This window comes from Labrys miyagiensis, from assembly GCF_030160835.1.
Classification (GTDB): Bacteria; Pseudomonadota; Alphaproteobacteria; order Rhizobiales; family Labraceae; genus Labrys; species Labrys miyagiensis.
Genome location: NZ_BSPC01000005.1, coordinates 434,278 through 453,043, shown reverse-complemented (window position 1 = coordinate 453,043; position 18,766 = coordinate 434,278). Strand labels below are relative to the sequence as shown.

Annotated in this window: 12 protein-coding genes; 7 read left to right on the top strand and 5 right to left on the bottom strand. The window is 65.1% G+C overall.

What is annotated here, in order from left to right; all coding sequences use genetic code 11:
* Positions 1-64 precede the first annotated feature (64 nt).
* The 5 genes from rhaS to QQL24_RS02810 all read right to left on the bottom strand — a co-directional run bounded on the left by rhaS (position 65) and on the right by QQL24_RS02810 (position 6,952).
* A complete protein-coding gene (rhaS, locus tag QQL24_RS02830; RefSeq protein ID WP_284310361.1) occupies positions 65-1,084 on the bottom strand; it encodes a rhamnose ABC transporter substrate-binding protein in 1,020 nt (339 codons plus the stop codon).
* 272 nt (positions 1,085-1,356) lie between these two features.
* Positions 1,357-2,721 (bottom strand): FGGY-family carbohydrate kinase, encoded by a 1,365-nt coding sequence (locus QQL24_RS02825; protein ID WP_284310360.1) that lies wholly within the window; start codon positions 2,719-2,721, stop codon positions 1,357-1,359.
* 352 nt (positions 2,722-3,073) lie between these two features.
* On the bottom strand, positions 3,074-4,129 hold the full coding sequence (locus tag QQL24_RS02820; protein ID WP_284310359.1) for a substrate-binding domain-containing protein: 1,056 nt from the start codon (positions 4,127-4,129) through the stop codon (positions 3,074-3,076).
* A gap of 245 nt (positions 4,130-4,374) precedes the next feature.
* Positions 4,375-5,991 carry an FGGY-family carbohydrate kinase gene (locus QQL24_RS02815; RefSeq protein ID WP_284310358.1) on the bottom strand — a complete coding sequence of 539 codons (1,617 nt, stop codon included), beginning with the start codon at positions 5,989-5,991 and terminating at the stop codon, positions 4,375-4,377.
* 184 nt (positions 5,992-6,175) lie between these two features.
* Entirely contained in the window at positions 6,176-6,952 is a 777-nt protein-coding gene (locus QQL24_RS02810; protein WP_284310357.1) for a DeoR/GlpR family DNA-binding transcription regulator, read from the bottom strand.
* 261 nt (positions 6,953-7,213) lie between these two features.
* Here QQL24_RS02810 and QQL24_RS02805 point away from each other — a divergent pair, with 261 nt between their 5' ends.
* The 7 genes from QQL24_RS02805 (at position 7,214) to QQL24_RS02775 (ending at position 18,638) form a co-directional block, all read left to right on the top strand.
* Complete coding sequence (locus QQL24_RS02805) at positions 7,214-9,292, top strand: bifunctional rhamnulose-1-phosphate aldolase/short-chain dehydrogenase (protein WP_284310356.1); 2,079 nt, start codon at positions 7,214-7,216, stop codon at positions 9,290-9,292.
* A 132-nt stretch (positions 9,293-9,424) separates the two neighbouring features.
* On the top strand, positions 9,425-10,600 hold the full coding sequence (locus QQL24_RS02800) for a glycosyltransferase family 4 protein (RefSeq protein ID WP_284310355.1): 1,176 nt from the start codon (positions 9,425-9,427) through the stop codon (positions 10,598-10,600).
* A complete protein-coding gene (locus QQL24_RS02795) occupies positions 10,600-12,519 on the top strand; it encodes a glycosyltransferase (RefSeq protein ID WP_284310354.1) in 1,920 nt (639 codons plus the stop codon). Before QQL24_RS02800 ends, QQL24_RS02795 begins: the two co-directional genes overlap by 1 nt.
* A gap of 122 nt (positions 12,520-12,641) precedes the next feature.
* Positions 12,642-14,537: an ABC transporter ATP-binding protein gene (locus tag QQL24_RS02790; RefSeq protein WP_284310353.1), complete on the top strand. Its 1,896-nt coding sequence runs from the start codon at positions 12,642-12,644 to the stop codon at positions 14,535-14,537.
* Entirely contained in the window at positions 14,534-16,447 is a 1,914-nt protein-coding gene (locus tag QQL24_RS02785) for an ABC transporter substrate-binding protein (protein ID WP_284310352.1), read from the top strand. Before QQL24_RS02790 ends, QQL24_RS02785 begins: the two co-directional genes overlap by 4 nt.
* Positions 16,444-17,463, top strand: a complete 1,020-nt coding sequence (locus tag QQL24_RS02780; RefSeq protein ID WP_284310351.1) for an ABC transporter permease — start codon at positions 16,444-16,446, stop codon at positions 17,461-17,463. Before QQL24_RS02785 ends, QQL24_RS02780 begins: the two co-directional genes overlap by 4 nt.
* Positions 17,464-17,471: 8 nt before the next feature.
* Positions 17,472-18,638 carry an ABC transporter permease gene (locus QQL24_RS02775; RefSeq protein WP_284310350.1) on the top strand — a complete coding sequence of 389 codons (1,167 nt, stop codon included), beginning with the start codon at positions 17,472-17,474 and terminating at the stop codon, positions 18,636-18,638.
* Positions 18,639-18,766 lie beyond the last annotated feature (128 nt).

The following is an 18,766-nucleotide window of genomic DNA, read 5'->3' as shown; positions in this document are numbered from 1 at the left end:
TCGGCCCACCTCCCCCAGCTTCGTGGGGGAGGCTTCCCGCGCTTCATTCTCAAAAGTCCGTACCTCAGAAGATCTTCGCGTATTCCTCGACATTCGACTTGTCGAAGGTGAAGGGCTCGCCCATCACAGCCTCGCCATCTTCGCCGATCTTGGTTTCGCCCTTCGAGCCCATCTTGACGGTATCGCCGGGTCCGGCCTTCTCGCCATTGATGATGCCCGCGATGATCTGGGTCGAGCAGTAGCCGTAATCGACCGGGTTCCAGATCGCGAAGGAGTCGCAGGCGCCCTTCAGCACCGCATCCTTCATTTCCGACGGCAGGCCAAGGCCGGTGATATGGACCTTGCCGACCAGCCCGCCGTCGATGATCGCCTTGGCGCCGGCGCGGATGCCGATGGTGGTGGGGGAGATCACGCCCTTGAGGTTCGGGTGGGTCTTCACCAGGCCCTGCATCTCGCGATAGGACTTGTCGTCCTGGTCGTCGCCATAGACGATGTCGACGAGCTTGAGCTTGGCATAGTCGGGCTTCTTCCACTCCTCCTTCATGGCGGCGATCCAGGAGTTCTGGTTCGTCATGGTGGAGGCGGCCGAGAGGATGGCGACCTCGCCCTCGCCGTTCAGGGTCTTGGAGATCATCTGCACCTGCTTGGCGCCGATCATCGGCGTCGAAGAGGCATTGAGATGCATGATGCGCCCGCCCTTGGCGATGGCGCTGTCGAAGGAGATCACCTTGATGCCGCGCTGCATCGCCTTCTTGCCGACGGGCACGAGGGCGTTGGCGTCATTGGCGGAGACGATGATGCCGTCGACCTTCTGGGCGATCAGCGCATCGATCACGGCGATCTGGTCTTCGGCGGTCGCCTTGGTCGGGGCGGTGTAGATGATGTCGAAGCCGCCGATCTCCTTGGCGGCCTTCTGGGCGCCATCGCGGCAGGCATCGAAATAGGAATTGCCGAGATTCTTCACCACCAGCGCGATGCGCTTGTTGGCGGCGAAGGCCGGCGTGGCGGTGAGCGGCAGGGTGCCGGCCAGCAGCGAGCCGCCCAGGATCTTCAAGGTGTTGCGGCGCGATTGGTTCTCGAACATGTCGTCTCCTCCAGAAAATCGCCGGCTTTTGCCGGTCGGTTGGACTGTGCATGCGCGAGGCGGTGGGAATACCGAGTCCCCTCGCGCAGATACAGCATTGATGCCTGCCTTGTCGCCGATTGCAAGGGGTGAGCGAAATTTGTCTGATCAATTCTTCCCGGGTGCGCGGACGTCTCGTCCGCTCTTGGAACTGGCGCACATGTGGATAGGAAGATGCGGACGAGACGTCCGCGCACCCGGGAAGAGCAGGCAGGGATGTCTGCGACCCAGGATTACCCCGGCAGCGTTGCACGCCAGGCGGCCTTGTAGCGTTCCAGCCCAGCGACATCGCGGTAAGCCTGCGCCTGATGCAGCGGCTCGCGGGCCGGCATGTCCGGCCATGTGGCCAGCAGCGAGGTGCCATAGGCCGTGCCGCCGCTGTCGACGCTGCTCAGCACCGCCTGATACGGACGCAGCGCCGCGAGCAGGCTGCAATAGGTGGCGTTGGCTGCAAAGCTGCCTTCGACCAGCAGCGGGCCTTCGTTCGCTCCCAGTGCCTCGAGCAGATAGTCCGTCAAAAGCACGCAATAGAGGCTGGCGAGGCCGGCGCGCATGCCCGGCCCTTCGGGAAGGCGGCCACGGATCTCGGAAGGGTGGGCCGGAAAGGGACCACCATTGGGCACGAAGCTCGGCAGCGCCAGCGCCCCGGCGGCCATCACGGCGGCGACATCGGACTCGCCGCAGCCGGGCTCGGCGCCGTCGAGGATGACCGCATATTCGCGTCCGCCCATGAATTTGGCAGCCGGCACCGGCCGCGCCTCGACATCGGCATAGGCCTGCATGTCGCGCGCCGGATCGAGCCGCGTGGGATCGGCGCCCATCGCCATGATCACCGCCCAGGTCCCCGAGGAGATCAGGGTGAAGGGCGGCTCGAAAGAGATGAGGTGCGGCAGGATCGAGCCGTTGGAATCATGGATGCCGGCTCGCACGCGCACGGTCTGGGGTAGGCCGGTCTCGGCCCTCACCGCGGGCAGCAACGGCCCGATCGCCTCATAGGCCTTGACGAAGGGCGGAAAGAAAGGCTCCCAGCCGCGCCGCGTGACGAGGGAGGAGAGGCGCCTTTCCTGCATGGCCCAAAGGTCGGAATGGCCGCCGATGCCGGTGACCTCGCTGCGGGCGATGCCGGTGAGGCGCCAGGCGAAATATTGCGGGTAGGGAATGATGTGCCTGACCTTGGCGAAGCTCTCGGCGCAGCGCGTCTCCTGGTAGAAGATCTGGCGGCCGGAGTTCAGCCCAGCCGACATTGGCGGCGATAGCGCCTCCGCGAAGGACGGCCGGAAAGGCGCGTACTCGGCCTCGATCGTGTCGACGCCCTCGAATTCATAGTCCATCACCGGCAGGGCGAGGCCATCCTCGCCCAACAGCGCCATGGCGGCGCCATGGGTGGTGACGGCGATATCGGCGATGGCGTGCTCGGCCCCGGCCTGGCGCAAGCCGTCCAGCAGGAAACGCCAGATCGCCTCGACATCGGCATGGGGATAGGGCGGGCCCGGCAGCGGCCGGTTGGGCATCGAGGCCTGCCAGACGATGGCGGCGCCCTCGAACAGCACCAGTTTCACATTGGTCTTGCCGACATCGAGAACGGCAGTTGCGGACATGCTGACCTCGGGCGCTCCTCACTCCCTGTCGGGAGGCTCGGCCGTCGAGGGCCGGACGAATTGCTTGTTGCGCAATTCATTTCCGAGGGCGCGAAGAGCGTCAAGGTGAGGAGGCCCCGATGCGCGAAGTTGAGCGGTATGGAGGGAGGAAGGGCGCCGCGCGAGGCCTCCCCCACGAAGCTGGGGGAGGTGGGCCGGCGAAGTCGGCTCGGAGGGGGTGTAGTCAGGATAAGGCGTGGGAAGCGATACGAGGTCGACGCTTCAAGCACTTACTCCGCCCACACCCCCTCCGTCACGACTTCGTCGTGCCACCTCCCCCAGCTTCGTGGGGGAGGCTTTCGCGCGGCGCCCTTCAATACACGTCCGCGAATTTCGAGAAATTCTTCACGTCCACCACGAAGGGCTTCAGCGTGGCGACGCCGCCTTCGGCCACGGTGATCTGGCCGAGGCGCCCCGCCTCGAGCGTGCTGCCGGTATTGGCCGTGAGCGTGTTCTTGGCGAGCGCCGCGGCGATTTGCACCGCGCCATAGCCGAGATCGACCGGATTGACCGAGGCGAAGCATTCGATGGTCTGCGCCTCCATCGCCGCCTTCAACTGCGAGGGGCGCCCGAAGCCGGTGACGAAGACCTTGCCTGTCAGCCCTTTGTCGGCAATGCACTGCGCCGCCCCCACCAGGGCTGCCGCGTTGAAGACCAGGATGCCCTTGAGATCGGGATGATCGGCGAGAAGCCTCTCGGCGGCGGCGTAGCCCGCCTTGTCGTCCTCGTTGCCGAACACGGTGGCGGCGAGCTTGAGCTTGCCATAGGCCGGCTTCAGCCACTCAGCCATGGTGTCGGAAAGCAGGGCTTGCCCCTCGGAACCCGGCTTATTACCAGCGATAATGGCGATATCGCCGCCTTGCTTCACGTCGCCGGCCAGCATGTCCATGAAGGCGGAGGCCTTGCCGCGGCTGCTGACCGCGTCGAGATGGATGAGGCGGGTCGCCTGCGGCAAAGGCTGGTCGAAGGAGATGACCTTGACGCCGCGCGCCATGGCCCGCCGGCAGATCGGGCCGAGCTCTGCCGCATCCACCGGCACGATGGCGATGGCGTCGACCTTCTGCTTCACGAAGCCGTTGAGCAGGATCGCCTGGTCGCGGAGATTGCGCTTGTCGGGAGCGGCGACGACGATGTCGAGGCCGCCGATCTGGGCCGCTGCCTCCTGGGCGCCATCGGCGCAGGCCTTGTAGAAGGGATCGTCCTTGACCGGGAGGAGCACCGCCAGCCGCAGATTGCCTGGATTGACCGGTATCACCGGCGTCGGATCCGCGCCCGGCTTGGGCGCAGCGAAGGCGGCAGGTGCCGTAGCGGCAAGCCCCAGACCGGCGAGCAGCGTCACGATCTGGCGGCGGGTGAAGATATCGGTCATGGGAACTCCGTCGGTGCGGCCGAATCAGACAGCCGGTGTCATCACAACACATGCCATCATCTTTGCAATAAGGGCGTTACCGGGGGATCCTTCGGGCGGGAATCGCGCGGATTCGATGGAAAGCGCAAAGTGGTGTGCCGACCTCCAGGTCGGCACTTCCTTTTCTAGATGTGAGCTTTCAGAATGACGGTGCGCCCTACCCTAAAATAACAATGCTCTAACGGCGCAGCGATTCGGTGCCAACCCTACGCCATCACCATGCGGGCCTGCCGCGCCGCCGCCTGCAGCAGTTCGTAGACCTTGAACTTGGCGTCGTGGAAGGTCTTCATCCCCGCCTCGCTCGGCGCGTAGGTCGCGCCCAGGGCGGACATGCCGCTCATGGCGTCCGCCAGTGTCGGATAGGCCCTGGCGGCAACCGCGCCAAGCATGGCGGAACCGAGCAGGACAGGTTCCGGCGTCTCGGCCACCGCCACCTCCAGGCCGGTGGCATCGGCGATGATCTGGCGCACCAGCGGGCTCTGGGCCGCGCCGCCGCTGATGATGATCTGCTGCAAGGCGATGTCCTTGGCCGCCATCGCCTCGACGATCTGGCGCGCGCCATAGGCAAGGCCGCACAGGCCCGCGAGATAGAGCTTCACCAGACTGTCGAGATCATCCTCGAGGTCGAGGCCGGCGATGATGGCGCGCGCATCGGGATCGGCATGCGGGGCGCGGTTGCCGAGGAATTCGGGCACGACATGGAGATCCCGCGCCAGGGTGACGTCGCCGGCGATATTGGCCTGTGCTTCCAGCCAGGCGAGCAGCGGACGGTTGGCGGTAGCAGCCTTCTCCACCGCCTGGGCATAGGAGGGGTGGAGGGTGAGGAGGTGGTCGAGCGCCGCGCCGGCTGCGGACTGCCCGCCCTCGTTCAGCCACAGCCCGGGCACCATCGCCGAGAAATAGGGCCCCCAGACGCCGGGCACGAAGGCAGGCTCCCGGGTGCTGGCCATGGTGCAGGCCGACGTGCCGAAGACATAGGCCATGCGCGCCGTGACATCGGCAGGCTGGCCGTCCTTGCCCGCTGCGCCGACCGTGCCGATGCCACCGGCATGGGCGTCGATCAGCGAGGCACCGACCGGGATACCGGCGAGGAGACCGAGATCGGCGGCGGCCTTCGGCGTCAGGCCGGTGGCGAGAGGCGTGGCGACATCGACGATCCTGTTGCCGATACGCCGGAAGCCCTCATCCGCAAGGGTACCGAGCCCGATCTTGTGGAAATAGCCGGCATCCCAGCGCTTCTCATGGGCAAGATAGGTCCATTTGCAGGTGACGGTGCAGACGGACCGGTCGAGGCTGCCGGTGGCGCGCCAGCTCAGATAATCCGGCAGGTCGAAGAACCAGCCGGCTGCCTCGAAGATCTCCGGCTTGTGCTCCTTCAGCCAGAGCAGCTTGGGCGTCTCCATCTCCGGCGAGATCACGCCGCCGACATAGCGCAGCACCGCTTCGTCCGTCTCGTTGATGCGCTTGGTCTGATCGAGCGCACGATGGTCCATCCAGACGATGACATTGCGGTTGGCGTCCCCGGAGGGGCCGACGGAGAGCGGGCGTCCCTGCCTGTCCACCACCACCAGGGAGCAGGTGGCGTCGAAGCCGATGCCGGCGATGGCAGAGGGCGCCACATCGGCCTCTTCCAGGGCGCCCTTCACGGCCGCGCAGATCGACTGCCAGATATTCTCGGAGGATTGCTCGACGATATCGCCGGATTCATGCCAGATCGTGATGCCCTGCCTGGCCGAACCCCTGAGGACGCCCTTGATATCGAACACGCCGGCACGCGCCGAACCCGTGCCGACATCGATACCAATGAAGAACTGATCGGCCATCGTGCTGCCTTCTCCCCGAATTCCTGCCACCTGACACGGCTGCTTCGCGCCAGCTTAGAGAGGTGGCCGCATGGCGCAACCTCGAAGGAGAGAGTCCCGGATGCACGGGCATCTTGCCCGTTCTTGAAACGACCGCGGTTGAAGAAGAGGAAGAACGGGCAGGATGCCCGTGCACCCGGAAAGACTACCCCATCGCCACCACCTCGACATCCACCCCCGCCTCCCTCAGCATGTCGAGCGCCCCTTTCGGCGCCCCATCATCGGTGATCAGCCTCTTGATGCGCGACAGCGGGGCCACCGCCATCGAGCCGCGCGGCTCGAACTTGGAGGAATCGGCCAGGATGATGAGGTCGGCCGCGCGGTTGAGGAGCTTGGCCTCGGCCCGGGCGATGAGCGGGTCGCTCTCGATCACGCCGAGCGGGCCGATCGACATGGCGCTCATGAACATCCTGGACGCCGTGTAGTGCTGGATCGAATCCTCGTCGAAGGGCGAGAGGATAAGGCTCTGGTCGCGATAGATCTCGCCGCCCGGCAGGATGATGCGGTTGTCGCTCTCCTGCATCAGCGCGGCGGCGATCGGAAAGGAATTGGTGAGGATCTGCAGGCGGGTGGCGCGCAGGAACTCCACCATCTGGAAGGTGGTCGAGCCGCCATTGATGATGATGGATTCGCCGTCCCGGCATAGGGCGACGGCCCGCCGTGCAATGGCGCGCTTGCGGTCGGCATTGAGCGTCCGGCTGACGGTGAAGCTGGCGCTCTCCAGCTTGGCGTTGCCCTTCGGTCCTACGGTCTGCACACCGCCATGGATGCGGTGCACGAGGCCCTGGGCGGCGAGTTGCGTCAGGTCGCGCCGCAGGGTGGCGGCCGAGGCGCGGGTGATGTCGGCAAGCTCCCGCGCCGAGACGACGGAGCGCTCTTGCACCAGGCGCAGAATCGTCTGCCAGCGTTCCTGTTCGTGCATATGCCCTCCATTCGCTCATCGCTTTGCTCGATCGCTCATTCTCGTCATCTGTGTGAGCGAATATTGCGCCACAACCATGATTTTTGCGGGCCATATGAGCGATGTTGATTGACCATGACTGACTCTCTTCCTATCGTCCAGCCCATCTTCATCGCGGACAGCATAATCGGTATGCCGGTCTTCAGACCGGCGCTGGCATTCAAGATGCCGGTCTGAAGACCGGCACACCCTGTCCCGTCCACCCACCGAAGGAAACGACCCATGGCCTCTGGAAAGCTGGTTGATCTCTGGGACGACGCGGTCGCCGCCAAGCTCGACGAACCTGGCAAGCTGCTCTACCGCTCGAACCTGCTCGGCTCGGACCTGCGCATCACCAATTTCGGCGGCGGCAACACCTCGGCCAAGGTCAAGGCGGCGGATCCCCTCTCGCGCCAGGAGGTCACCGTGCTCTGGGTCAAGGGCTCGGGCGGCGATATCGGCTCGATGAAGCTCGATGGCTTCTCCACCCTCTATCTCGACAGGCTGGAGGCTCTGAAAGGCCTTTATCGCGGACTCGAGCATGAGGACGAGATGGTCGGCTACCTGCCGCACTGCACCTTCAACCTCAACCCGCGCGCTGCCTCGATCGACACGCCCCTGCATGCCTTCGTGCCGAAGATCCATGTCGACCACGTCCATCCCGACGCGGTGATCGCCATCGCGGCCTCGAAGAATTCCGAAAAACTCACGCAGGAAATCTTCGGCGGCGAGATCGGCTGGCTGCCCTGGCAACGCCCGGGCTTCGATCTCGGCCTCAGACTTTCGAAGATCGCCACCGAGAACCCGCACCTCGTCGGCGTGGTGCTCGGCGGCCACGGCCTCTTTACCTGGCATGACGATGCCAAGGCCTGCTACCAGCTCACCCTGCGCATCATCCAGAAGGCGGCGAACTGGCTGGAAGCCAACGCCAGGAAGCCCGCTTTCGAAGGCGAGAGGGTCAAGGCCCTGCCGGCGGAGGAGCGCGCCGCCATCGCGGCGAAGCTGATGCCGGCGATCCGCGGCCGCATCGGCAAGGAGCAGGCCAAATCCGGCCATTTCACCGACGCACCCGAAGTGCTTGAATTCGTCGATTCCAGGGCGCTCGACCGGCTCGCTCCCCTCGGCACCTCCTGCCCCGACCACTTCCTGCGCACCAAGATCCGGCCGCTCATCATTCCCTTCGGCGGCGATGTCGAGGCGGCGATCGCCTCGCTGGACGGGCTGATCGAAGCCTATCGCAAGGACTATGTGGCCTATTATGAGCGCTGCGAGCATCCGGACTCGCCGAAGATGCGCGACCCCAACGCCGTGATCTACCTGGTGCCGGGCGTCGGCATGATCTCCTTCGCCGCCGACAAGGCCACCGCCCGCATCGCCTCCGAATTCTATGTCAATGCCATCAACGTGATGCGCGGGGCAGACGGTACCGACACCTATGTCGGCCTGCCCGAGCAGGAGGCCTTCAACATCGAATATTGGCTGCTCGAAGAGGCCAAGCTCCAGCGCATGCCCAGGGCCAAGAGCCTCGCGGGGCGGGTCGCCCTGATCACCGGCGGGGCCGGCGGCATCGGTAGCGCCATCGCCGCCCGCCTGATACAGGAAGGCGCCAATGTCGTGCTCGCCGATATCGACCAGGCCTCGCTCGACCAGCGCGTCGCCGATTTCGGCAAGGTCTTTGGCAAGGACGTGGTGCGCGGCGTCAAGATGGACGTCACCAGGGAGGACACGGTGATCGCCTCCTTCCAGGAGACGGCACGTGCCTTCGGCGGCATCGACATCGTGGTCAACAATGCCGGCATCTCCTCCGCTGCCGCGGTCGAGGACACCACGCTGGACCTGTGGAACCACAACATATCGATCCTCGCCACCGGCTATTTCCTGGTGGCGCGCGAGGGCTACCGCCTGATGAAGACACAGGGCAATGGCGGCTCGATCGTGTTCATCGGCTCGAAGAACGGCGTCTCCGCCTCGGCCGGCGCTTCGGCCTATTGCACCGCCAAGGCGGCCGAGCTGCATCTGGCCCGCTGCATGGCGCTGGAAGGCGCGCCCTTCGGCATCCGCATCAACTCGGTCAATCCGGACGCGGTGCTGCGCGGCTCGAAGATCTGGCAGGGCGAATGGCGCCAGCAGCGCGCCGCCTCCAACAAGATCGCGGAGGACGATCTCGAGGAATTCTACCGCAAGCGCTCGCTGCTGCAGCGCTCGGTGTTTCCTGAGGACATCGCCGAAGCGGTCTACTTCTTCGCTTCCGACCTCTCGGCGAAGTCGACCGGCAATTTCCTCAATGTCGACGCCGGCAATGTGGTGAGCTTCACGCGATAGGCCCAAACCTGGCAGGATAGGGCGTGGGTCTCCCTCCCCAGGAAGCTGGGGAGGGCCCGAGCCTTTACCAGCTGAGCCGGAGTCCCGAGAACCCCTTGTCCCGCGCCATGGGGTGTGCCAAGTGGCGAAGCCATGCCCCGGATCGCCTTCTATGCCCCGCTGAAGCCGCCCGACCATCCCGTGCCCTCGGGTGACCGCGAGATGGCCCGGCTGCTGCTGGCCGCCCTGCAGGCGGCCGGCTTCGAGGCCGAGATCGCCTCGACCCTGCGGACCCTGGACACCAGCGGCGGCCGGGATTTCACGGCCGAGGCGGCGGCCGAGTCTGCCCTGCTACTGGCCCGGTACCAGGCGCAACCGGAGAGCCGCCCGGACCTGTGGTTCACCTATCACGTCTATTACAAGGCGCCCGACCTGATCGGGCCCAACGTCAGCAAGGCGCTCGGCATCCCCTATGTCATCGCCGAGGGCTCGCGCGCACCCAAGCGCGCCGTCGGCCCTTGGGCGGCCAGCCATACGCAGGCCGAAGCGGCGCTCGATGCCGCCGACCTCATCCTCATCCCCAACCCGAATGACCGCGAGATGCTGGAAGGGGGGAGGCCCGTCGGCCAGGTCCTGGTCGACCTGCCGCCCTTTATCGACGCCTCGAAATGGCCATTGTTCCAGCGCGGCACAGGCGGGGACGAGCGGCGCTTGCTGGTGGTGGCGATGATGCGCGAGGGCGACAAGCTCGCCTCCTACGGGATCCTGGCACAAGCCCTCGCCCTGCTGCCCGCCTCGTCGTGGCGTCTCGACATCGCGGGCGACGGCCCCGGCCGCCACGAGGTCGAGGTCGCCTTCGCACCGTTCGGTGACCGCATCCGCTTCCACGGCCGGATCGATGACCCCAATACCCTCGCCCGCTTCTATGCCGAGGCCGACCTGCTGGTCTGGCCGGCCGTCAACGAAGCCTTCGGCATGGTCTTTCTCGAAGCGGCGCTGCAGGGTTGCCCCTCCGTTGCGGGCGATTACGGCGGTGTCGGCAGCGTCGTGATCGACGGCGAGACAGGCCTCCTGGCCCAGCCCGGCGATGCCCAGGACTTCGCGTCCGCACTGGAGAGGTTGATGCGGGATGGGTTGTTACGGGCGAGGCTGTCGGCCGGCGCCATGCGGTTCGCGCGGGAGGAGCGCTCTCTTGGTGGCGCAGCACGACTTTTGCGGGAAGCGCTTGCTGGGAGCGCGGACGTCTCGTCCGCTCTTGAAACGAGACGGCATCAGGATGGTGCGCTGGACACGTTCAAGGTAAAGCCGCAGAACAAACAGGACCCTTGATGCCAGTACCGCCCAATCCCCAATGCGATCGGTTCAAGAGCGGACGAGACGTCCGCGCTCCCAGCGTCTTCATCCTTGTCACCCACCTCCTCGGCGTCGGTCATCTCGCGCGTATGTGCGCGCTCGCGCGAGGACTGGCCGCAAACCGGCATCGCGTCACGCTGGTAAGCGGCGGTCGCCCGGCGCCGCTCATCGGCAAGGACGGCTTCGATTTCGTACAGCTGCCTTCGGTTCATTGCGTCGGCGTCCACTTCCGCACCCTGCTCGCGGAAGACGGTACGCCGATCGGCGACGAGGCACGTCAGGCGCGTATCGACCGGACCCTCGCTGCGCTGGAGGCCAGCGACCCGGATGTGGTCGTTACCGAAACCTACCCTTTCGGGCGCCGCCAGCTCGCCGCCGAGTTCCTGATGCTGCTGGAAGCCGCGCGCCGACAGACGAGGCCAGTGGCCGTGCTCTCCTCCATCCGAGACATCCTCAACCCCCCCGCGAAATCGAGCCGCGCCGCCGAGGCCGAGGAGATCCTGGCACAGTTCTATGACGGCGTGCTGGTCCACGGCGACAGCCTCGTCACCCCGCTATCCGCCTCCTGGCCTGCGAGCAAGGCGCTGGAAAAGGTGCTGACCTATACCGGCTATATCGCCGACACCGCGCAGGGCCCGATCACGCCGATCCCCTCGGACGACATCCTGGTCTCCGGCGGAGGCAGCGCCGCCAGCCTGCCGCTCTATCATGCGGCGATCGGAGCTGCCGAAATGCTGGATCGGCCCCATCCCTGGCGCATCCTGGTCGGCCATGGCGTCGCGGCGGGCGATTTCGAGGCGCTGGCAACCAAGGCGGGGCCTAAGGTCACCGTGGAACGCGCCCGTCCGGATTTTCCCGCCTTGCTGGCGGGTGCGGCCCTTTCGGTCAGCCAGGCGGGCTACAACACCATGATCGACCTCGGCCGCGCCGGCGTGCCAGCCGTGGTGGTGCCCTTCGAGCAGGGCAAGGAGGCCGAGCAGCGCCTCAGGGCCGAGCGCTTCCATGCGCTCGGTCTCGCCGGCATCGTGAGCGAAGCGGAGCTGACGCCCGAGCGCCTTGCCACGGAGGTGACCGCCACGCTCGACCGGCCGCGAGCGGCCGTTGCCTTCCCCGGCATCGAGGGTGTCGCCAACAGTATGAAAGCCATCGAGGCGGCCGCCTTGCGCGCCGATGCCGAGGCGGCGGCCTGGGCGCAATTGGAGACAGCTCTGGCGGCCCGTGGAGAGATCCGCCTCTGGTGGCGCGATGACGATGCGATCGCCGCCACGCCGGCGCTCGACCGCCTGCTCGACCTCGCCCGCCGTCACGATGTGCCCCTCGCCCTCGCCGTGATTCCGGCCGGGGCCACGCCTGGGCTCGCCGAAAGGCTGGCATCGGAGCCGCTCGTCGATGTGCTCGTGCATGGCTACAGCCATGCCAACCATGCACCTGATGGCAGAAAGAAGCAGGAGCTCGGCTACCGTCCCCTTCCCGAAATGAGGGCCGAGCTGCAGCAGGGTCTCACCCGATTGCAAGGCCTGTTCGGCCCGCGCTGCCTGCCCGTGCTGGTGCCGCCCTGGAACCGTATCGATCCCGCGCTTGTGAAGATCCTGCCGGCCTGCGGGTTTCGAGGTTTGTCCGTCTCCGCCGACGGCCCCGGCGAAGCGTGGGAGGCTCTTGCCGTCGCCAATATTCGCTTCGACCCGATCGACTGGAAAAACGACGGCGGCCTCATCGACAGGCTCACGCTGCTGCGGCAGTTCACACAAGTGCTGGAAGCCGGAGAACCCTTGGGGATACTCACCCATCATCTTGTGCATGATGCCTGGATCTGGGCTTTCCTCGACAGACTTCTTGAAAAACTCAAGCAGCATGCCAATCTGCGCTTCATGCGGGCCGCTGAGTTGTTTGTATAAAAAGCTGCAACGAAAAGAGGATACCTGCGTTAGATAGGTGTGGCGCCGATTTCATTGTGCGAATAGGCTGACGTCCTCACAGCCCCGGAAAACGGGCAGAGGGGACAGGTTGCGGAGCGGGAATGAGCAGTGAGCCGTTGCTGAGCGTGCGCGACCTCAGCGTTGACTTCCAGGCAGACGCGGGCGTCGTCCACGCGGTCAGACGAGTCTGCTTCGACGTGTTCGAGGGCCAGACCTTGGCGGTTGTCGGCGAGTCCGGCTCCGGCAAGTCCGTAACCGCGCAGGCGATCATGGGCCTGCTCTCCAAGAAGGCCCGCGTCACCAGTGGCAGCTGCCTGTTCCGCGATCCCAAGACCGGCATCACCACCGATCTCGTCAAGCTCGATCCCAACGGCCCGCAGATGCGCGCCATCCGCGGCGGCCGCATCGCCATGATCTTCCAGGAGCCGATGACCTCGCTTTCGCCGGTGCACACCATCGGCGACCAGGTGAGCGAGGCGCTGGTCGTGCATACGGGCTGCTCGCGCCGCGAGGCCGAAGAGAAGGCGATGCTGCTCTTCCAGCGCGTCGAGTTCCGCAATCCCGAGCGCATGCTGCGCACCTATCCGTTCGAACTCTCCGGCGGCATGCGCCAGCGCGCCATGATCGCCATGGCGATGATCTGCCACCCGGCGCTGTTGATCGCGGACGAGCCTACCACGGCGCTCGACGTCACCACCCAGGCGCAGATCCTCAGCCTGATCAGGGACGTCCAGGCCCAGAAGCGCATGGCGGTGATGTTCATCACCCATGATCTCGGCGTGGTTGCCAACATGGCCGACGATGTCGTGGTGATGTATCGCGGCGAGGTGATGGAACTCGGCGGGCGCGAGACCATCTTCGAGGATCCGCACCACGCCTATCTTAAGGCGCTGATCCGCGCCGTGCCCCATTTCAACATGAAGCCGGGCGAACGGCTGAAGCCCGTGCGCGAGATCGCCGTGTCGATCCCCGGTTCCTGGAAGTGCGAGACGCCGGCTCCGGCGGCCGCTCCTGCGCCTGTCCTGAAGATCGACAACGTCTCCAAGAGCTTCACCCTCCGCTCCGGCATGTGGTCGGGCCGGGTCGAGAAGATCCAGGCCCTCAACAATGTCTCCCTTTCCCTCGACCGTGGCGCCACGGTCGGGCTGGTGGGCGAATCCGGCTCGGGCAAGACCACGCTGTCGCGCATGATCATGCGGGCGCCGGGCAGCAAGCCGGACGAGGGACGGATCTGGTTCGATGACGGTACGGGCCCGCGCGACGTCTTCGAGCTCAAGGACGAGGAACTGAAGGCCTATCGCCGCTCAGTGCAGTTCGTCTTCCAGGATCCCTTCTCCAGCCTCAACCCACGCATGACGGTCTACGACATCCTGTCGGAACCGCTACTGATCCACGATATCGGCACGCGTGAGGAACGGCACGAACGGGTGAAGTCCCTCCTCGAACTGGTGGGGCTGGAGCCCGCCTATATGCGGCGCTACCCGCACTCCTTCTCAGGCGGCCAACGCCAGCGCATCGGCCTTGCCCGGGCGCTCGCCCTGGAGCCCTCGGTGATCCTGTGCGACGAACCGACCTCGGCGCTGGACGTCTCCGTGCAGGCCCAGATCCTCAATCTCCTGAAGGACCTGCAGAAGGCCCTGGGTGTCTCCTACCTCTTCGTCTCGCACAACCTCGCGGTGATCGAGTACATGGCGCGCGACATCGCCGTGATGTGCCGCGGCCATATCGTCGAGCAGGCCCCGCGCGAGGTGCTGTTCCGTTCGCCCAAGCACCCCTATACCAAGGCATTGCTGCATGCGATCCCGGATGTCGACCTCGATCATCCGCTCGATTTCACCGCGCTGAAGGCGAGCGCTTCCTCCCATCCCGAACGCTGGCCGGCGCCTTTCACCATCGCACCAGGCGAGCCGCCGCCGCTGATGGTGGAAGTCGAGCCCCGGCATTTCGTGCGCATCAGCGCCGTCAACGCCGGTGTGCCGACGGGAGTGGCGGCATGATCTCCCGCCGCACCCTCCTCATGGCCGCCGCGGGCCTGTTCGCCACCCCGGCGCTCGCGGTCGAATCCACCCTGCTCGGCCCGCTGGTCGCCGCGGGCAAGCTGCCGCCTCAGGCAGACCGCCTGCCGAAGCAGCCTTTGGTCGCCGACATGCTCGTGCGCAAGCGCACGATCGGCCAGTATGGCGGGGACATGCGCACCCTTGTCGCCAAGCCGAAGGACCTGCGCTACCTCACCGTGATGGGCTATACCCGCCTCGTCGGCTATGATGAGACTCTCAACCTCAAGCCCGACATCCTGGTCGATGTCGTCAACGAGGGTGACCGCTCCTTCACTTTCGTGCTGCGCGAAGGCCATCGCTGGTCCGACGGGGCGCCCTTCACCACCGATGATTTCCGCTTCTATTGGGAGGAGGTGGCGCTCGACGCCGAGCTCACGCCTGCCGGCCCGCCCGCCTTCATGGTGGTCGATGGCGAACCACCCAAGGTGGAGATCCTCGACGCCACTCATGTCCGCTACAGCTGGTCGCATCCCAATCCGCGCTTCCTGCCCTCGCTCGCCGGCCCGCGTCCGGAGTGGATCTATACGCCTGTCCATTACATGAAGCAGTTCCACAAGAAATATGGCGACATGGCCAAGCTCACCGGCATGGCCAAGAGTCTCGAGATGAATTCCTGGGCGGCACTCTACAATCAGCTCGACGACCCCTATGGCGCCAGTAATCCCGACATGCCCACGCTCGACCCCTGGTGGATCAGGACCAAGGCGCCCTCCCAGCAATTCATCTTCGAGCGCAACCCCTATTTCCACCGCGTCGATCCGCAGGGCCAGCAACTGCCCTATATCGACCGCATCGTGGCCAATGTCGCCGCTACCGGCCTGTTCGCCGCCAAGGCCAATGCCGGCGAGGTGGACCTGCTTTATCGCGGTCTCAACACCGGCGACATCCCCATGCTGAAGGGCGGCGAGGCCTGGCACAAGTACCACACGCTGGCCTGGCAGATCGCCAGGGGGTCGGCCTTCGCGCTCTATCCCAACCTCACCTGCAACGATCCGGTCTGGCGAGCCCTCAACCGCGACGTGCGCTTCCGCCGTGCCCTGTCGCTCAGCATCGACCGCCACGTTCTCAACAACACGCTCTATTTCCGCCGGGGCATCGAGGGCAACAACACCATGATGCCGGAAAGCGCCCTGCATTCCGAGGAAGACCGCAAGGCCTGGGCGACCTTCGACCCCAAGCTCGCCAGCCAGCTTCTCGACGAGGCCGGCCTCGACAAGCGGGAGGGGTCGGGCACACGGCTCCTGCCGGACGGGCGTCTCGCCGAGTTGATCGTGGAGGTGTCCAGCGAGGCGAGCGACATCATCGATGCCCTGGAGATCACCAGCGAGTTCTGGGCCGATGTCGGCATCAAGATGGTGATCAAGGCCGAGGATAGCGGCGCCCTCAACAAGCGCGCCTATGCGGGACAAACAGTGATGGTGGCGAGCCAGGGCCTCGACAATGCCTACGCCACCGCTGTGATGCCGCCAACCGAACTGGCGCCTCTGAAGCAGGAGAAAATGGCCTGGCCGAAATGGGGTCAATATGCCGAGACAGCGGGCAAGGCCGGCGAGAAGGTCGACATGCCGGAGGCGCAGCAATTGCTCGATCTCTACAGCCAATGGATGAACGCCACCACCCTGGACGAGAGGACGAATGCCTGGCGCGATCTGCTGCGCATCCATGCAGACCAGCAATTCGTGATCGGCACCGTCCAGGGCGCCCTGCAGCCGATCGTGGTGACCAAGACCATCCAGAACATCCCGAAGAAAGCGATCTTCTCCTGGGAGCCCACGGCCAATCTCGGCGCCTATCGCGTCGATGAATTCTACTATGAGCAGAAGACGGCGCAGGCCGACACGGCGCCATGATTCGCTATGTGCTGCGCCGGGTGTTGACCATGGCGGTGACGCTCATCTTCATTTCGCTGTTGATCTTCATTGTGATCAAGCTGCCTCCTGGCGATTACATCACCAACCAGATCGACGAATTGCGGGCTCAGGGCGAGACGGCCAGCATCGCCAAGGCCGAGCAGATGCGCGTGCAATACGGCCTCGACAAGCCCGTGCTCTATCAGTATGGCGCCTGGATCGGCATTCTTCCCGGCCATGACGGCTATAGCGGCCTGCTGCAGGGAAATTGCGGCCGGTCCTTCGAATATGGCCAACCGGTTTGCACCGTGGTCGGGTCGGCGATCGGCCTGACCATCGTGGTCAATTTGCTGGTGATCATTTTCATCCATCTCGTCTCGATCCCGATCGCCATCTATTCGGCGACGCACAAGAATTCGGTCGGGGCGCATACGGTCACCTTTCTCGGCTATATCGGACTGGCGACGCCCAGCTTCCTGCTGGCTCTCGCATTGCTCTATTACCTCAATCGCTGGTTCGGCATTTCCATCGGTGGTCTCTATGATCCGAAATATGCCAATGAAGCGTGGTCCCTGAACAAGCTCGGCTCCTTGCTCAGCCATCTCGTGGTGCCGGTGGTGGTGATCGGTCTGGCCAGCACGGCCGGCATGATCCGGCGCTTGCGCGCCAACCTGCTCGACGAGCTCTCCAAGCAATATACGGTCACGGCCAAGGCCAAGGGCCTGCCGCCTGGCAAGGCGCTGCTGAAGTACCCCTTCCGCATCGCCATGAACCCGTTCGTCGCGGATATCGGCAATCTCCTGCCGAGTATCGTCTCGGGTTCGGCCATCGTCTCCATAGTGCTGAGTCTGCCGACCATCGGCCCCTATCTGGTGCAGGCGCTGAAGTCGCAGGACCAGTATCTGGCCGGCTTCATCCTCCTCTTCGTCGCCTTCCTCACCGTGACAGGCATGTTCATCGCCGATCTCGCGCTCGCCGTGCTCGATCCGCGCATCCGCCTCGGCGGCGGTAAATAAGGGCTGAGATGAGCGAGACCAGTACGCCCCACTACGTCAACCCGGCGCCGTTCGACCCGCATGTCGCCAAGCCGATGACCAAGGCAGAGGAGCGCTTCTACAGCGCCTCCTCCTTCAAGCTGATCTGGTGGAAGTTCAAGCAGAACCGTATGGCGCTGGCCGCCGGCATTTTCCTGGCTCTCACCTATCTCAGCCTGCCTTTCGTCGAGGTGATCGCGCCCTACTCGCTGGGACAGCGCAACAGCGACTATCTCTATTCACCACCCCAGGAAGTGCACTTCTTTCACGATGGCAAGTTCATCGGACCCTTCGTCTATCCCCTGAATTTTTCGAACCGGGATATCGACGATCCGCTCTTCCCAGGCCTCTACGAGACCGACAGGACAAAGCCGCAGCCCCTGCGCTTCTTCTGCCAGGGCGAGCGCTATAAGCTCTGGGGCCTATTCTATAGCGATTTTCACCTGTTCTGCCCGCCCGAGGGCGGCCCCGCCTTCCTGCTCGGCACCGACAAGCTCGGGCGAGACATGCTCTCGCGCATCATCTATGGCGCCCGCATCTCGCTCACCGTCGGCCTCCTCGGCATCGCCGTCTCCTTCTCCATCGGCCTGACGCTCGGTGGCCTGGCGGGCTATGTCGGCGGCATCCTCGACAGCGCCATCATGCGCCTCATCGAGGTGCTGCGCTCTTTGCCCGAGCTGCCGCTCTGGCTGGCGCTCTCCGCCGCCATGCCACCCAACTGGAGCCCGGTGATCGTCTTCCTCGGCATCACCGTCATTCTCGGCCTGCTCGACTGGCCGGGCCTTGCCATCGCCGTGCGCTCCAAGCTGAAATCGCTGCGCAACGAGGATTTCGTGCATGCGGCCGAGCTGATGGGCGCCTCGCGCCGGCGCATCATCGGGCGGCACCTGCTGCCCAACTTCATGAGCCACCTGATCGCCAGCGCCACGCTCTCGATCCCGGCGATGATCCTGGGCGAAACAGCCCTCTCCTATCTCGGCCTCGGCCTGCGTCCGCCGGTGACAAGCTGGGGCGTGCTCCTGAACTCGGCCCAGAATCTCGGCTCGATCAGCCTCTACCCCTGGCTGCTGATCCCGATGATCCCGGTGATGCTGGTGGTGCTGGCCTTCAACTTCTTCGGCGATGGGCTGAGGGACGCGGCGGACCCGTATCACTGATGCTGGGAGCGCGGACTTCCTGTCCGCTCTTGGAACCGCGCCTTCTGAATTGAGCGCGGTGGCTCCATGCCGGTCTGAAGACCGGCACACCGGTTTGCGCCGCGCCTGTCGTTATCGGTGTGCCGGTC

What these genes read in the sequence shown, in the direction of transcription:
- QQL24_RS02800 (WP_284310355.1), top strand. Translation starts at nt 9,425, where the DNA reads ATGCCCCGGATCGCCTTCTATGCCCCGCTGAAGCCGCCCGACCATCCC.
- rhaS (WP_284310361.1), bottom strand. Translation starts at nt 1,084, where the DNA reads ATGTTCGAGAACCAATCGCGCCGCAACACCTTGAAGATCCTGGGCGGC.
- QQL24_RS02815 (WP_284310358.1), bottom strand. Translation starts at nt 5,991, where the DNA reads ATGGCCGATCAGTTCTTCATTGGTATCGATGTCGGCACGGGTTCGGCG.
- QQL24_RS02780 (WP_284310351.1), top strand. Translation starts at nt 16,444, where the DNA reads ATGATTCGCTATGTGCTGCGCCGGGTGTTGACCATGGCGGTGACGCTC.
- QQL24_RS02785 (WP_284310352.1), top strand. Translation starts at nt 14,534, where the DNA reads ATGATCTCCCGCCGCACCCTCCTCATGGCCGCCGCGGGCCTGTTCGCC.
- QQL24_RS02775 (WP_284310350.1), top strand. Translation starts at nt 17,472, where the DNA reads ATGAGCGAGACCAGTACGCCCCACTACGTCAACCCGGCGCCGTTCGAC.
- QQL24_RS02825 (WP_284310360.1), bottom strand. Translation starts at nt 2,721, where the DNA reads ATGTCCGCAACTGCCGTTCTCGATGTCGGCAAGACCAATGTGAAACTG.
- QQL24_RS02820 (WP_284310359.1), bottom strand. Translation starts at nt 4,129, where the DNA reads ATGACCGATATCTTCACCCGCCGCCAGATCGTGACGCTGCTCGCCGGT.
- QQL24_RS02795 (WP_284310354.1), top strand. Translation starts at nt 10,600, where the DNA reads ATGCCAGTACCGCCCAATCCCCAATGCGATCGGTTCAAGAGCGGACGA.
- QQL24_RS02810 (WP_284310357.1), bottom strand. Translation starts at nt 6,952, where the DNA reads ATGCACGAACAGGAACGCTGGCAGACGATTCTGCGCCTGGTGCAAGAG.
- QQL24_RS02790 (WP_284310353.1), top strand. Translation starts at nt 12,642, where the DNA reads ATGAGCAGTGAGCCGTTGCTGAGCGTGCGCGACCTCAGCGTTGACTTC.
- QQL24_RS02805 (WP_284310356.1), top strand. Translation starts at nt 7,214, where the DNA reads ATGGCCTCTGGAAAGCTGGTTGATCTCTGGGACGACGCGGTCGCCGCC.